This is a genomic window from Pseudomonas sp. NEEL19, assembly GCF_028751975.1.
Classification (GTDB): Bacteria; Pseudomonadota; Gammaproteobacteria; order Pseudomonadales; family Pseudomonadaceae; genus Aquipseudomonas; species Aquipseudomonas juntendi.
On sequence record NZ_CP081491.1, the window covers coordinates 1,201,823 to 1,214,549 of the forward strand.

Below are 12,727 nucleotides of genomic sequence, written 5' to 3' on the forward strand. Positions count from 1 at the left end.
CGCGGGCCTGCCCGCTCCCACAGGCATTGAGCAAGATTCAGCATTCGAGACAACAGGGCTGCCGCCAAATGCCCGTGTCTGCTTCACGGCTGAAACGCCCGCAAGAACACCCCAACCACCTCGCGCACATGCGCTTCTGCCTCATCACCTTCCAGCGGCCCCGCACAGCCGAGCAATAGCCGGTAATCCGGGGCCCCCTTGACCAGGCAGAAGAAGTGCTCCGCTGCCCGCAGCGGGTTGTCGATACGCAGCAGCCCACGCTCATCCGCCTCGCGCAGCAGCGCTTCCATCCCGGCCAGCACACGCTTGGGCCCGGCCTCGTAGAAGTACTCGCCAAAACTTGCATCCAGGCTGCCCTGGGCCATGATCAGGCGGCTGAGCTTGACCGCTTCGTCACTGCTGATCAGCGCCTGGAAACCACGGGCGATGTTCAGCAGCACGTCTTCGACCTGCGCACCCGCGGGGTACTCGAACAACAGGTCCGGTAGTTGAGTCTGGCAGGTGGCCATGACCGCTGCACAGAACAGCGTCTGCTTGTCGGTGAAGTGGCTGTACACGGTGAGCTTAGAAACACCTGCCGCCGCAGCGACCGCATCCATGCTGGTGTTGGCGTAGCCAAGGCTTAAGAACAGCGACTTGGCAGCTTCGAGAATCGCCTCGCGCTTGGCCAGGTCCTTGGGCCGGCCTGGGCCGATGGGTGCGTCGTTGGACATTGTGGTCTGCATGTGGTTGATCAAGCTCCCATATTACCGGCTGGAGCGGTTTCCAGCAGTGATCGTAGCCATCGTCAGGCGATTTCTTATCGACGCTGGCTTCTCGGCAGCAGTTCCCTGACTTAATATACCCGCCAGTACACATATTCGAAGTACCCTCTGCGAAAGGATTCATCATGTTGCGCCAGGCCTTGTCCATCGCGTTGCCCGCCGCCGTCGCCGTGCTTCTGGCGGCGTGCGAACAGGAAGCCGCCGCCCCCGCCGCCCCGCGCCCGGCGTTGGTGGTGCAGCCGCAGCCAGCCGAAGCGGGAGCCGCCAGTTACCCCGGTGAGGTGCGTGCGCGCTTCGAGCCGGAACTGGCGTTCCGTATTGCCGGCAAGGTCAGCAAGCGGCTGGTCGAAGAAGGGCAGCGGGTCAAGGCCGAGCAACCGCTGGCCGAGCTGGACCCGCAGGACGTACGCCTGCAACTGGAAGCTAACCGCGCACAACTGGCCGCCGCCGAAGCCAACCTGGCACTGGTGCGCACCGAGCGTGATCGCTACCAGAAGCTGCTTGACCGGCAGATGGTCAGCCATTCTCAATATGACAATGCCGAAAACCTCTACCGTGCCGGCCTGGCCCGCCTGAAGCAGGCCAAGGCGCAGTTCGACGTGGCCGGGAACCAGGCAGCCTATGCCGTATTGCGTGCGCCCCAGGCCGGGGTGATTGCCAAGCGCCAGGTGGAAGTGGGCCAGGTGGTGGCCGCTGGGCAAACCGCCTTTACCCTCGCCGCCGATGGTGAGCGCGAGGTGGCCATCGCCCTGCCAGAGCAGCAGTTCGCCCGGGTCGCCATCGGTCAACCGGTGAGTGTGGAGCTGTGGTCGCACCCGCAGGCGCGCTTCCAGGGGCGCATCCGCGAGCTGTCACCCGCGGCCGATCCGCGCTCGCGCACCTTCGCCGCCCGCATCGCCTTCACCACGTCGGCTGCCCCGGCCGAACTGGGCCAGAGCGCCCGGGTATTCATTGCTACCGAAGGCCTGATCCCATTGTCTGTACCGCTGTCGGCGGTCACCGCCGAAGACGGCCAGGCCTATGTCTGGCGGGTGAACAAGGACAGCCGCCTGGAGCGGGCCGTGGTGCGCCTGGGTGCGTACGGCAACGATAGCGTGCCCGTGCTCGAAGGGCTGGCCGCCGATGACTGGGTGGTGGCCGCCGGTGGTCATGTATTGCGTGAGGGGCAGCAGGTACGCCCCGTCGACCGCAGCAACCGCGTAGTGAACCTGACGGCCAAGGAGTAAGTCCCGATGGGTTTCAACCTTTCTGCCTGGGCGCTGCGCAACCGCCAGATCGTCCTGTTCCTGATGATCCTGGTGGCGGCCATTGGCGCCATGTCCTACACCAAGCTGGGCCAAAGCGAAGACCCGCCGTTCACCTTCAAGGCCATGGTCATTCGTACCCTGTGGCCCGGTGCCACGGCCGAGGAAGTGGCGCGCCAGGTAACCGAGCGCATCGAGAAAAAGCTGATGGAAACCGGTGAGTACGAGCGGATTGTCTCGTTTTCCCGGCCTGGCGAATCGCAGGTCACGTTCATGGCCCGCGACTCGCTGCACTCCAAGGACATTCCCGAGCTGTGGTATCAGATCCGCAAGAAGGTCGCGGACATTCGCCATACCTTGCCGCCGGAAATCCAGGGCCCCTTCTTCAACGACGAATTCGGCACTACCTTCGGCAATATCTATGCACTGACCGGCAAGGGCTTCGACTACGCCGTGCTCAAGGACTATGCCGACCGGATCCAGATCCAGCTGCAGCGGGTCAAGGACGTGGGCAAGGTCGAGCTGATCGGCTTGCAGGACGAGAAAGTCTGGATCGAACTGTCCAACCTCAAGCTGGCCACCCTGGGGGTGCCGCTGCAAGCGGTGCAGAACGCCCTGCGCGAACAGAATGCAGTCAGCACCGCCGGCTTCTTCGAAACCCCCAGCGAGCGCCTGCAACTGCGGGTAAGCGGTCGCTTCGACAGCGTCGAGCAGATTCGCCAGTTCCCGATTCGGGTGGGCGACCGCACCTTCCGCATTGGCGATGTCGCCGAAGTGTACCGTGGCTTCAATGACCCACCCGCACCGCGCATGCGCTTCATGGGCGAAGAGGCCATTGGCCTGGCGGTGTCGATGAAGGATGGCGGCGACATCCTGGTGCTCGGCAAGGCGCTGGAAAGCGAGTTCGAACGCCTGGCGCACAACCTGCCGGCCGGCATGGAGTTGCGCAAGGTCTCGGATCAGCCCGCGGCGGTCAAGGCCGGTGTGGGCGAGTTCGTGCAGGTGCTGGCCGAGGCGCTGGTCATCGTGCTGCTGGTCAGCTTCTTCTCCCTGGGCCTGCGGACCGGCCTGGTGGTGGCGCTGGCCATCCCCCTGGTGCTGGCCATGACCTTCGCGGCCATGCATTACTTTGGCATCGGCCTGCACAAGATTTCGCTGGGGGCGCTGGTACTGGCCCTGGGCTTGCTGGTTGACGATGCGATCATTGCCGTGGAAATGATGGCGATCAAGATGGAGCAGGGCTACGACCGCCTCAAGGCGGCCAGTTACGCCTGGAGCAGCACGGCCTTCCCGATGCTCACCGGCACCCTGATCACCGCAGCGGGCTTCTTGCCCATCGCTACGGCGGCCTCCAGCACCGGCGAATATACCCGCTCGATCTTCCAGGTGGTGACCATTGCCTTGCTGGCATCGTGGCTGGTCGCCGTGGTGTTCGTGCCTTACCTGGGCGAGCGCCTGTTGCCCGACCTGGCCCGACTGCACGCCGCCCGTCATGGCCAGGCGCCAGACCCTTATGCCACGCCGTTCTACCAGCGTGTGCGGCGGGTTGTGGCGTGGTGTGTACGGCGCCGCAAAACGGTGATCCTGCTGACCATCGCGGCCTTCATCGGCAGCCTCCTGCTGTTCCGCTTCGTGCCCCAGCAGTTCTTCCCGGCGTCCGGGCGCCCGGAACTGATGGTCGACCTGAAGCTGGCCGAAGGTGCATCGCTGGCCAATACCGCCGAGCGCGTCAAGCAATTGGAGGCGCTGCTCGCGCAGCAGGATGGCATCGACAACTATGTGGCCTACGTGGGCACCGGTTCGCCGCGCTTCTACCTGCCACTGGACCAGCAGTTGCCGGCCGCCAGCTTCGCCCAGTTCGTGGTGCTGGCCAAGTCGATGGACGACCGCGAGCGCCTGCGCAGCTGGCTGATCGCCACGGTGGACCAGCAGTTCCCCGAGTTGCGCGCCCGGGTCACCCGCCTGGAAAACGGCCCGCCCGTGGGTTACCCGGTGCAGTTCCGGGTCACGGGCGAGCATATCGAGAAGGCGCGGGCACTGGCCCGTGAGGTGGCGGCCAAGGTGCGCGAGAACCCGCATGTGGTGAATGTGCACCTGGACTGGGAGGAACCGAGCAAGGCGGTGTTTCTGAGCATCGACCAGGACCGTGCCCGTGCGCTGGGCGTGAGCACCGCGCACCTGGCGAGTTTCCTGCAGAGTTCGCTGACCGGCACCACCGCCAGCCAGTACCGCGAAGACAACGAGCTGATCGAGATACTGCTGCGCGGTACGCTGCAGGAGCGCAGCGAGCTGGGCAACCTGGGCAGCCTGGCGTTGCCGACCGACAACGGCCAGAGCGTGGCGCTGTCGCAGGTCGCGACCCTGGAGTATGGCTTTGAGGAGGGCATCATCTGGCACCGTAACCGCTTACCGACGGTGACCGTGCGGGCAGACATCTACGACAAGGCGCAACCTGCGACACTGGTGAAGCAGATTCTGCCTTCTTTGCAGGGCATCCGCGCCAAGCTGCCCGACGGTTACCTGTTGGAAGTGGGCGGCACGGTGGAAGATGCCGAGCGCGGGCAGAAATCGGTGAACGCTGGCATGCCGCTGTTCATCGTGGTGGTGTTGAGCTTGCTGATGATCCAGCTGCGCAGCTTCTCGCGCACGCTGATGGTGTTCCTGACCGCGCCACTGGGGTTGATCGGCGTGACCCTGTTCCTGCTGGTGTTCCGCCAGCCGTTCGGCTTTGTCGCCATGCTCGGCACCATTGCCCTGGCGGGGATGATCATGCGCAATTCGGTGATTCTGGTTGACCAGATCGAGCAGGACATTGCGGCAGGGATGGACCGCTGGCAAGCGATCATCGAGGCCACGGTGCGGCGCTTCCGGCCTATCGTGCTGACCGCGCTGGCCGCGGTGCTGGCCATGATCCCGCTGTCGCGTAGCGTGTTCTATGGGCCGATGGCGGTCGCGATCATGGGTGGCCTGATCGTGGCCACGGTGCTGACGTTGTTGTTCCTGCCGGCGTTGTACGCGGCCTGGTTCAGGGTAAAGCAGCGTTGAAGACCCAGGCGCGAGCATGCAGGCAGCTTGCGCCCTGGGTGTTGAAGGCGCCGGCCCTTACCAGCTCAGGCAGCTGTTGGTGCGGCCCTTGCACGGGCCATGGCCGCTGACGGCGGCAGGTGCAATGCGGGCCTGGTCCTGAGCGACGAAAGTCTCTTTCCAGGCCAGGCGCTTGCCGTGCGGGTTACCGTTGGTGGCCTGGTAGCGCAGGCTCACCTGGTAAGCATGGCCTTCCTTGAGCGTTGCCCCATCGATCATGAAACTGAAGGTCTGGGGCAGCGCCAGTTCGCCTTGCTGCTCGATGGTAAGCACGGGCTGCAGGACGAAACTGCCTTTGGCAGCGCCGAAGCCCTCCAGTTTTTCACTCAGGACCAATACGTAACTCGCCGAAGCGTCCGGTGTTATCCGGTCTTGGCTTTCGCAGTCGATGAATATCTGGAAATGTGGGGTGGAGGGCATAGCGGAAACTCCTCGTCGAAAAGAGCCGCCATCCTGCACCTTGCTGTTGGCCGAGGGAGCGGGGAAAGGCGGTACAGGCAAAACGACGCAGAGGCAGCGGCCGCGCGGGTTCACGCAGACCGCTGCTGTGGCACCACGCGTTATCAGAGCGTGCCGAAGACCTTCTTGGCCAGGCTGGTAGCTGCGGCGGCCGGGTTCTGGCGAATGTTCTGCTCTTGCTTGCCGATCATCTCGAACAGGCCGTCCAGCGCCTTCTCGGTCACGTAGTTCTCGATGTTGGCGTCATCCTTGACCAGCCCCAGGCCTTTGGCCTGCGCGGCGAAGGCGTTGTACTGCTGAGCCACGCCAACCTGGTCGGTGGCCTGCTTGACGACCGGCAGGAACTTGGCCCGAATCTGCTCGCGGCTGCTCTTGTTCAGGTACTGGGTGGCGGAGTCGTCACCGCCGCTGAGAATGCCCTTGGCGTCGGTCACGCTCATGTTCTTCACGGCGTCTACCAGAATCGCCTGAGCCTGCGGCACGGCCTTTTCGGCGGCCTTGTTCATGCTGGCTTCCAGGGCTTCGACCTGTTCGCCCTTGCCGAACATCTTCATCGCTTTGGCGGCCTTGCCCAGGTTGCCCGGCAGTTCGATACGCACGTCCGGGTTGTTGCTGAAGCCGCCTGGGGTGCTCAGTTGCTTGACCGCCAGTTGCGCGCCTTGGGTGAGGGCATCTTTCAGGCCGCCGGTGGCGTCCTTCTGGCTCAGGTCGCCCAGCGACAGGGCCAGCGCGCTGGCCGACAGCAGCAGGCCGGCGCACAGGGTGGTGAAGCGCAGGGAAGTGCGGATCATGAAGCGTTCCTTGTAAACAGATGAATACGGGTATCAGCGAACCTGGTCGAGCTTGACGCGCACGGGTTGCGGGTCGGAGCCGTCGAGCAGCACGCCATGGTGTTCGGTATTGATGAACAGCAGTTTGCCGCCCAGCTCGATGCGCGCGCTCAGCGCATAGCGGTGGCCGGGTTTGACCTGGCGCGGATCGTAGGTGAGGTGGAACGGCAGCGGCACGTTGCCTTTGACCGGGCCGGCCTGGCGGGCCAGGGTCACGGCCGGGGCGTCCATCAACGACACGTCCTGCAGTTCGACGCTCAGGGTGGCGGCCGGCGGCAGGGCAATGCGCTGCAGGTAGAAGACTTCGCCATCCAGGCTGGCCTGGGCGGGCGGGGTTTGGCTGGAGCAGGCTGCGAGCAGGGATGCGCAACACAGCATAAAGAGCTTTTTCATGGAATCTCCGTTGTCCTTGGAGCCGGCTTGTGGCCAACCCCAGGGACTTTAGCGGATTTTCCCTAATCAATCATGGAGCACGACCGGGGGCGTCGCGACGTTATCGACCACCACGCGTTCGGTGCCAGACAAGGTGTGAGGGTTTACGGCGTGATGGGTGGTGTTGATGAACTGCAGTAGCCCGTTCTGCTCGATGCGCACGGCCAGCACGTAGCTGCCGCGCGGGTCGAGCTGGCTGAGGTCGCAGGCCAGTTGCAGCTTGATCGGCAGTACACCGGCGCACTGAAGGCGCAGCTCGGCGTGGCTGACGGCCGGCGCGTCGGCACGGGACACGTCGAGCAGGCTCAGTAGCACCTGGGCGGAGGCTGGCAGGTAGTTGTCGCTGGAAGAAACGATTTCGACGTCGATCGATTTGATCTGGTTCATGGTAGTGCTCCTTGAGAGGGGGAAAGCACGGCGATGCTGTCCCCTCTCAAGGCCTGGCGGCAGACAGAAAAGCTACCCTTGCACCACGTCTGAAGGCTCGTCGCGATGCAGCGCCACCTGGCGGATGGACAGGCGCAGCTCGGCCGACAGCACGCGCTTGGCCACGCCCTCGGCCAGTTCGCCGAGCTTGTCGTGGTAACCCAGCTTGCCTTGGGCATCTGCATGCAGCACGCCTTGCTGGAGCAAGGTCTGGATGAAGTGGCGGAACAGCGTCTTGTCGAAAAACTCCGGGGCGTTCAAGCCATGCAGGATCGACAGGCGCTGGGCCATCATCACGCACAGGTCTTCCAGCGCTTCGGCGCTGAGGCTGTTCTGCCCGCTGTTGAGCAGCAGGGACGTGGCCATGTAGAAACGCTGCAGCGTCTGGGTGATGGTACGGGCGAGCAGGGTCAGCAGCACGAACTGCCGCGAGCTGGGCGGCGGGCGCACATAGATGTCGTTGTCCTGGCGCAGCAGGCCTTGCTCGACCAGCGCCGCCAGCCACTGGTCGATGACGTCGTCCAATTGCTGCGGCGCCCAGCGCAGGAACAGTTCGGCCTGCAAATACGGGTACAGCGCGTGCACATATTGCCCCAACAGTTCGCGGCTCATGCGCGAGCTGCTGAGGAAGAAGCTGGCCAGCAGCGCCGGCAGGGCGAAGATGTGTAGCACGTTGTTGCGGTAGTAGGTCATCAGCACCGCATTGCCTTCGTCCAGGTACAGGATGCGGCCCAGGGCGTCCTTCTGCTCGGCGACCAGGTTCATGCTGCGCACGTGTTCGATCAAGGCCTGGCCGTCACCCTCGGGCAGGGTGATGTGCGGCGAGTAGGGCACCTGGCGCAGCAGGGCCAGGTACAGGTCGAGCACGCGGACCAGGGCGCGTTCATCCAGGGCCAGGCGGCTGGTGGACAGCAATGCCATGGCCACCAGGTTGACCGGGTTGATGGCCGCCGCCTCGTTGAGGTGGCGGGCCACGGTCTCACCCAGGCGATGGGTTGTGGCGTTAAGCCAATCCGGGCGGTATTGCGGGCCATGCTCCTGCTCACGCCAGCCGGGTTGTTGCTGGTCGAGGAAGCCGGCCAGGCGGATCGGCTCGCCAAAGTTGACCGACACCTGGCCAAAGCGCTGCCTCAGCGCGCCGAACACCTTGAAGATATCGAATACCGACTCTTTCTTCTTGCTGGCACCGCGCAGCTCGCCCAGGTAGGTGCGGCCTTCGAGCACGCGTTCATAGCCGATGTAGACCGGCACGAACACGATGGGCGTGCGCGACGAACGCAGGAAGCTGCGCAGGGTAATGGCCAGCATCCCGGTGCGCGGTTGCAGCATGCGCCCGGTACGGGAACGGCCGCCTTCGACGAAGTACTCCACCGGGAACCCCTTGGTGAACAGGGTGTGCAGGTATTCGTTGAATACCGCGGTATAGAGTGGGTTGCCCTTGAAGGTGCGGCGCATGAAGAATGCCCCGCCACGGCGCAGCAGGTTGCCGACCACCGGCATGTTGAGGTTGATGCCCGCGGCCACGTGCGGTGGCGTGAGGCCGTTGCGGAACAGCAGGTACGACAGCAGCAGGTAGTCGATATGGCTGCGGTGGCAGGGCACGTAGATCACTTCGTGGCCGGGCGCGATGCCCTGCACCTGCTCGATGTGGTTGACCTTGATGCCGTCGTAGATCTTGTTCCAGAACCAGCTGAGCACCACCTCCAGGAAGCGGATGGCAGTGTAGGTGTAGTCAGAGGCAATCTCGTTGCCGTAGCGCAAGGCCTGGGCTTCGGCCTTGGCCAGCGGCAGGTTTTCGCGCTGCGCCTCCTCGGCGATGGCCTGGCGCACCAGCGGTGCATGAACCAGTCCCTTGACCAGGTTGCGCCGGTGCGAAAGGTCGGGGCCGATGACCGCGGTCTTGAGGTTGCGAAAATGCACGCGCATCAGGCGCTGGGCCATGCGCACGGTGCGTTCGTGGCCTTTGTTGTGCTGCACCAGTTCGCGCAGGTGGATGGGGGCAGAGAACTGCACGCGGGTCTTGCGCCCGAGTATCAGTACGGTCAGCAGCCGCCGCAAACGCCCGGTCACTGCCCAACTGTCGGCAAACAGCAGTTTCCACGGGCTGGACTCGCTGGCCGGGGTCTGGCCCCAGAACACGCTGACCGGAATGATCTGCGCATCTTCCTCGGCATGCTGGGTAACGGCAGCTACCAGGCGCTCGAGGGTGGGCGGGGCGCCACGCTTGTCCTGGCGGCCCAGCCAGTCGGGGTCGGGGGTCAGGTAGAAGAACGCAGCGGGTTCCTGCAGCGGACCGACCGTTACCGGCAGCACCGGGCGCGGCAGCCCTGCCTTGGTGCACTCGTGGTCGAGTACGACCAGGTCGGTGAGCGCCGGGGTAGGCAAGGCGTAGATCACGGGCCGGCTGCGGTCCAGGTTCAACGACATGGCCGACTGGTTGATGGTTTCGGAGCGCACCCACAGGTACAACAGGCGACGCAGGGCGCCGAAAATCAGGCGGCGCAGGGGGGAACGGGTCATGGGGTGTGTGCCCTGGGTGTGATGTTCAGGTGAGTATCCAGTTAATTAGTCTGCCGTATGTGCGTAAGTTCAGCAAAAATCGGCCAACAGCGGGACCGTCATCAAATTTTTTTGTGCTGTGGCATATACTCGGCCTGCCACTTGCAGGTTATTTCGGCAAGCGGCGTTGGCACGGGGCAGGTAAGCCCATGCCTGCACGGCGATCTTCACAATAAAAAACCGGAGTAGTTCAGATGTCGTCTCGTGAGACTGGGAATGTAAAGTGGTTCAACGATGCCAAGGGTTATGGCTTCATTCAGCGCGAAGGTGGTGCGGATGTATTCGTCCACTATCGGGCGATTCGCGGTGAGGGGCATCGTACCCTGGTCGAAGGGCAGCGGGTTGAATACGCTTGCGTGCAGGGCCAGAAAGGCCTGCAAGCCGAAGACGTGGTAGGCCTCTGAGCCTGTAGGAGCGGGCTTGACCCGCGAAAGCAGCCACCGCGATCGTTGGCACGGGCATAGCCCGTGTTCGCGGGTAAACCCGCTCCTACAGAAATGAGCAAGGCTTTGGTTTCAAGACGTACGCCAGGTGATTTCCTCTTCACCGTCGGCGCTGATGCGGACCCAGCGGTCGGCATCTTCCTCGCCGTCTTCCTCGACCCAGCCACCCGGTGCGCAGCGCACTTCCACCCCCAGTGCGGCAAATGCAGCGCGGGCGCAGGCAATATCGTCGGCCCAGGGGGTCTGATCGCTTTCCAGGTACAGGCTGTTCCATTTCCCTACAGCCTTCGGTAACCAAGTGACCGGAATGTTACCGGCCTGGCATTTGAACGTCTGGCCTTTCTGCTTCCATTCGCTGCATGGGCCGATCGCCTGGGCAAGCCACCCGGCAATCTGTTTGTGGTCGACGTCGGCGTCCTTCAGGTAGATCTCGATATCAGGTTGGCGCATAAGGGCTCCGGGTGTGCTCAGTCTTGGCGCACAAAATAGTCATAACGCATGGAAACCGTTACCTCGAACGGCTCGGGCTGGTCGATCACCCGTGCACGTTTTTCGGCGCTGGCGCGCCAGCCGTGTGGGGTCATGGCCAGCAGGTCGGCGCGGGCCTTGGGGGCGATCAAGCTCAGGCGCAACGCCAGGGTTTCGCTGTGGGCATGGGCCATGCCCTCGGGGACCAGGGCCAGGTGCTTGTCGTCGGCGTAAGGGCGTACTTCATCGTAGAGCACTTCGCGCAGTTCCATCAGGTGGCCGCTGGTCGGGCCTACCCGCATCAGGCCACCGCCGGGGCTGAGCAGGCGTTTGGCTTCGGCCCAGTCCAGCGGGCTGAATACGCTGGCGATGAACTGGCAGCTGGCATCGGCCAGCGGCACCCGGGCCATGCTGGCGACCATCCAGGTGACAGCCGGTGCGCGGCGGCAGGCACGCTTGACCGCCTCGCGGGAGATATCCAGGGCGTAACCGTCGGCCGCGGGCAGGGCCTGGGCCAACTGCGCGGTGTAGTAGCCCTCGCCGCAGCCAATGTCCAGCCAGGCACCGGGCTGGCGCTCGGCGGCCAGTTCGGCCAGGCGCTGGGCCACCGGTGCGTAGTGGCCGCCGTCAAGGAAGTCGCGACGCGCCTCGACCATGGCCTGGTTGTCACCCGGGTCACGGCTGTTCTTGTGCTGCACCGGCAGCAGGTTCAGGTAGCCCTGGCGGGCCCGGTCGAAGCGGTGGCCTGCCGGGCAGGCCACGCCGTTGTCGACTTGCGCCAGCGGCGCCTGGCAAAGGGGGCAGGCAAGCATCAGGCGAGCAACCGGACCAGGGTCTGGTAGTAGATTTCGGTCAGCAGGTCGAGGTCGCTGGCCAGAATCCGCTCGTCCACCTGGTGGATGGTGGCGTTGACCGGGCCCAGCTCGACCACCTGGGTGCCCAGGGTGGCGATGAAGCGGCCATCTGACGTGCCGCCGCTGGTCGACGGTTGGGTGTCGCGGCCGGTGACACCTTTGATGCTGGCCGAAACGGCGTCCAGCAGCTCGCCCGGCTCGGTGAGGAACGGCAGGCCTGACAGTGCCCAGTCGATCGACCAGTCCAGTCCGTGCTTGTCGAGGATCGCCGACACCCGCGCCTGCAGGCCTTCGACGGTGGACTCGGTGGAGAACCGGAAATTGAACAGCGCAGTCAGCTCGCCCGGAACCACGTTGGTGGCACCGGTGCCGGAGTTGAGGTTGGAGATCTGGAAGCTGGTCGGCGGGAAGAATGCATTGCCTTCGTCCCAGTGCTCGGCTGCCAGCTCCGCCAGGGCCGGTGCGGCCAGGTGAATGGGGTTGCGCGCCAGGTGCGGGTAGGCCACATGGCCCTGTTTGCCGCGCACGGTCAGCTTGGCGCCCAGCGAGCCACGGCGGCCGTTCTTGACCACGTCACCCAGCAGGGTGGTGCTGGAAGGTTCGCCGACGATGCACCAGTCCAGGCGCTGATTACGTGCTTTGAGGCGTTCGACCACAGCCTTGGTGCCGTGGTGGGCCGGGCCTTCCTCGTCGCTGGTGATCAGGAAGGCGACCTTGCCGCGGTGGTCGGGGTAATCCTGCACGAAGCGTTCGCTGGCAACCACCATGCAGGCCAGGCTGCCTTTCATGTCGGCTGCGCCGCGGCCGCAGAGCATGCCGTCGGCGTCGATCAGCGCATCGAACGGTTCATGTTGCCATTGCTGCACGGGGCCGGTGGGCACCACGTCGGTGTGCCCGGCGAAGCACAGTACCGGGCCTTCCTGCTGGCCATGGGTCGCCCAGAAATTGTCGACGTCTTCGATGCGCATCGGCTCGAGCTGGAAGCCCACGGCGCCGAGGCGGTTCATCATTTGCGCCTGGCAATCGGCGTCGACAGGGGTGACGGAGGGGCGACGGATCAGGTCGCAGGCCAGTTGAAGGGTAGGCGAGAGCTCGGCAGGGGCCGTCATGGGGAACTCCGGGGCAAGGCAAGGCGGGGAAATCTGAGGGGCGTTATCTTATAGC

The 12,727-nt window shown here is 64.4% G+C and carries 12 protein-coding genes; 3 read left to right on the top strand and 9 right to left on the bottom strand.

Annotated elements, in window-relative coordinates:
* Positions 1–83: 83 nt before the first annotated feature.
* Positions 84–725 (bottom strand): TetR/AcrR family transcriptional regulator, encoded by a 642-nt coding sequence (locus tag K4A76_RS05415; protein WP_054912885.1) that lies wholly within the window; start codon positions 723–725, stop codon positions 84–86.
* A 164-nt stretch (positions 726–889) separates the two neighbouring features.
* Between K4A76_RS05415 and K4A76_RS05420 the strand changes: the two genes are divergently transcribed.
* Both K4A76_RS05420 and K4A76_RS05425 read left to right on the top strand, forming a co-directional pair.
* The gene (locus K4A76_RS05420) at positions 890–1,990 is read left to right on the top strand and encodes an efflux RND transporter periplasmic adaptor subunit (protein ID WP_054912878.1); all 1,101 of its coding nucleotides are present in this window, start codon (positions 890–892) and stop codon (positions 1,988–1,990) included.
* A gap of 6 nt (positions 1,991–1,996) precedes the next feature.
* On the top strand, positions 1,997–5,053 hold the full coding sequence (locus K4A76_RS05425; protein ID WP_274411703.1) for an efflux RND transporter permease subunit: 3,057 nt from the start codon (positions 1,997–1,999) through the stop codon (positions 5,051–5,053).
* Between the two features lie 57 nt (positions 5,054–5,110).
* Here the strand turns inward: K4A76_RS05425 and K4A76_RS05430 are convergent, their stop codons facing one another.
* From K4A76_RS05430 to plsB, 5 genes are all read right to left on the bottom strand, one after another.
* Entirely contained in the window at positions 5,111–5,512 is a 402-nt protein-coding gene (locus K4A76_RS05430; protein WP_274411704.1) for a hypothetical protein, read from the bottom strand.
* Positions 5,513–5,655: 143 nt separating this feature from the next.
* A complete protein-coding gene (locus K4A76_RS05435) occupies positions 5,656–6,342 on the bottom strand; it encodes a DUF4197 domain-containing protein (protein WP_029885090.1) in 687 nt (228 codons plus the stop codon).
* 33 nt (positions 6,343–6,375) lie between these two features.
* The gene (locus K4A76_RS05440; protein ID WP_054890080.1) at positions 6,376–6,774 is read right to left on the bottom strand and encodes a YbaY family lipoprotein; all 399 of its coding nucleotides are present in this window, start codon (positions 6,772–6,774) and stop codon (positions 6,376–6,378) included.
* A 66-nt stretch (positions 6,775–6,840) separates the two neighbouring features.
* Positions 6,841–7,200 (bottom strand): YbaY family lipoprotein, encoded by a 360-nt coding sequence (locus tag K4A76_RS05445; protein WP_182365411.1) that lies wholly within the window; start codon positions 7,198–7,200, stop codon positions 6,841–6,843.
* 72 nt (positions 7,201–7,272) lie between these two features.
* A complete protein-coding gene (gene plsB, locus K4A76_RS05450; protein ID WP_054912882.1) occupies positions 7,273–9,759 on the bottom strand; it encodes a glycerol-3-phosphate 1-O-acyltransferase PlsB in 2,487 nt (828 codons plus the stop codon).
* A 233-nt stretch (positions 9,760–9,992) separates the two neighbouring features.
* Here plsB and K4A76_RS05455 point away from each other — a divergent pair, with 233 nt between their 5' ends.
* Complete coding sequence (locus K4A76_RS05455) at positions 9,993–10,202, top strand: cold-shock protein (RefSeq protein ID WP_003252255.1); 210 nt, start codon at positions 9,993–9,995, stop codon at positions 10,200–10,202.
* A gap of 111 nt (positions 10,203–10,313) precedes the next feature.
* Here K4A76_RS05455 and K4A76_RS05460 read toward each other — a convergent pair whose 3' ends face one another.
* From K4A76_RS05460 to dapE, 3 genes are read right to left on the bottom strand one after another with little or no spacing between them, the layout of a single operon-like run.
* A complete protein-coding gene (locus K4A76_RS05460; RefSeq protein ID WP_009686969.1) occupies positions 10,314–10,691 on the bottom strand; it encodes a hypothetical protein in 378 nt (125 codons plus the stop codon).
* A 17-nt stretch (positions 10,692–10,708) separates the two neighbouring features.
* Positions 10,709–11,521 carry a putative RNA methyltransferase gene (locus K4A76_RS05465; protein ID WP_274411705.1) on the bottom strand — a complete coding sequence of 271 codons (813 nt, stop codon included), beginning with the start codon at positions 11,519–11,521 and terminating at the stop codon, positions 10,709–10,711.
* The gene (gene dapE / locus K4A76_RS05470; RefSeq protein ID WP_173887780.1) at positions 11,521–12,672 is read right to left on the bottom strand and encodes a succinyl-diaminopimelate desuccinylase; all 1,152 of its coding nucleotides are present in this window, start codon (positions 12,670–12,672) and stop codon (positions 11,521–11,523) included. The genes K4A76_RS05465 and dapE overlap by 1 nt, the downstream gene beginning before the upstream one ends.
* Positions 12,673–12,727 lie beyond the last annotated feature (55 nt).

What these genes read in the sequence shown, in the direction of transcription:
- K4A76_RS05415 (WP_054912885.1), bottom strand. Translation starts at nt 725, where the DNA reads ATGCAGACCACAATGTCCAACGACGCACCCATCGGCCCAGGCCGGCCC.
- K4A76_RS05420 (WP_054912878.1), top strand. Translation starts at nt 890, where the DNA reads ATGTTGCGCCAGGCCTTGTCCATCGCGTTGCCCGCCGCCGTCGCCGTG.
- K4A76_RS05425 (WP_274411703.1), top strand. Translation starts at nt 1,997, where the DNA reads ATGGGTTTCAACCTTTCTGCCTGGGCGCTGCGCAACCGCCAGATCGTC.
- K4A76_RS05430 (WP_274411704.1), bottom strand. Translation starts at nt 5,512, where the DNA reads ATGCCCTCCACCCCACATTTCCAGATATTCATCGACTGCGAAAGCCAA.
- K4A76_RS05435 (WP_029885090.1), bottom strand. Translation starts at nt 6,342, where the DNA reads ATGATCCGCACTTCCCTGCGCTTCACCACCCTGTGCGCCGGCCTGCTG.
- K4A76_RS05440 (WP_054890080.1), bottom strand. Translation starts at nt 6,774, where the DNA reads ATGAAAAAGCTCTTTATGCTGTGTTGCGCATCCCTGCTCGCAGCCTGC.
- K4A76_RS05445 (WP_182365411.1), bottom strand. Translation starts at nt 7,200, where the DNA reads ATGAACCAGATCAAATCGATCGACGTCGAAATCGTTTCTTCCAGCGAC.
- plsB (WP_054912882.1), bottom strand. Translation starts at nt 9,759, where the DNA reads ATGACCCGTTCCCCCCTGCGCCGCCTGATTTTCGGCGCCCTGCGTCGC.
- K4A76_RS05455 (WP_003252255.1), top strand. Translation starts at nt 9,993, where the DNA reads ATGTCGTCTCGTGAGACTGGGAATGTAAAGTGGTTCAACGATGCCAAG.
- K4A76_RS05460 (WP_009686969.1), bottom strand. Translation starts at nt 10,691, where the DNA reads ATGCGCCAACCTGATATCGAGATCTACCTGAAGGACGCCGACGTCGAC.
- K4A76_RS05465 (WP_274411705.1), bottom strand. Translation starts at nt 11,521, where the DNA reads ATGCTTGCCTGCCCCCTTTGCCAGGCGCCGCTGGCGCAAGTCGACAAC.
- dapE (WP_173887780.1), bottom strand. Translation starts at nt 12,672, where the DNA reads ATGACGGCCCCTGCCGAGCTCTCGCCTACCCTTCAACTGGCCTGCGAC.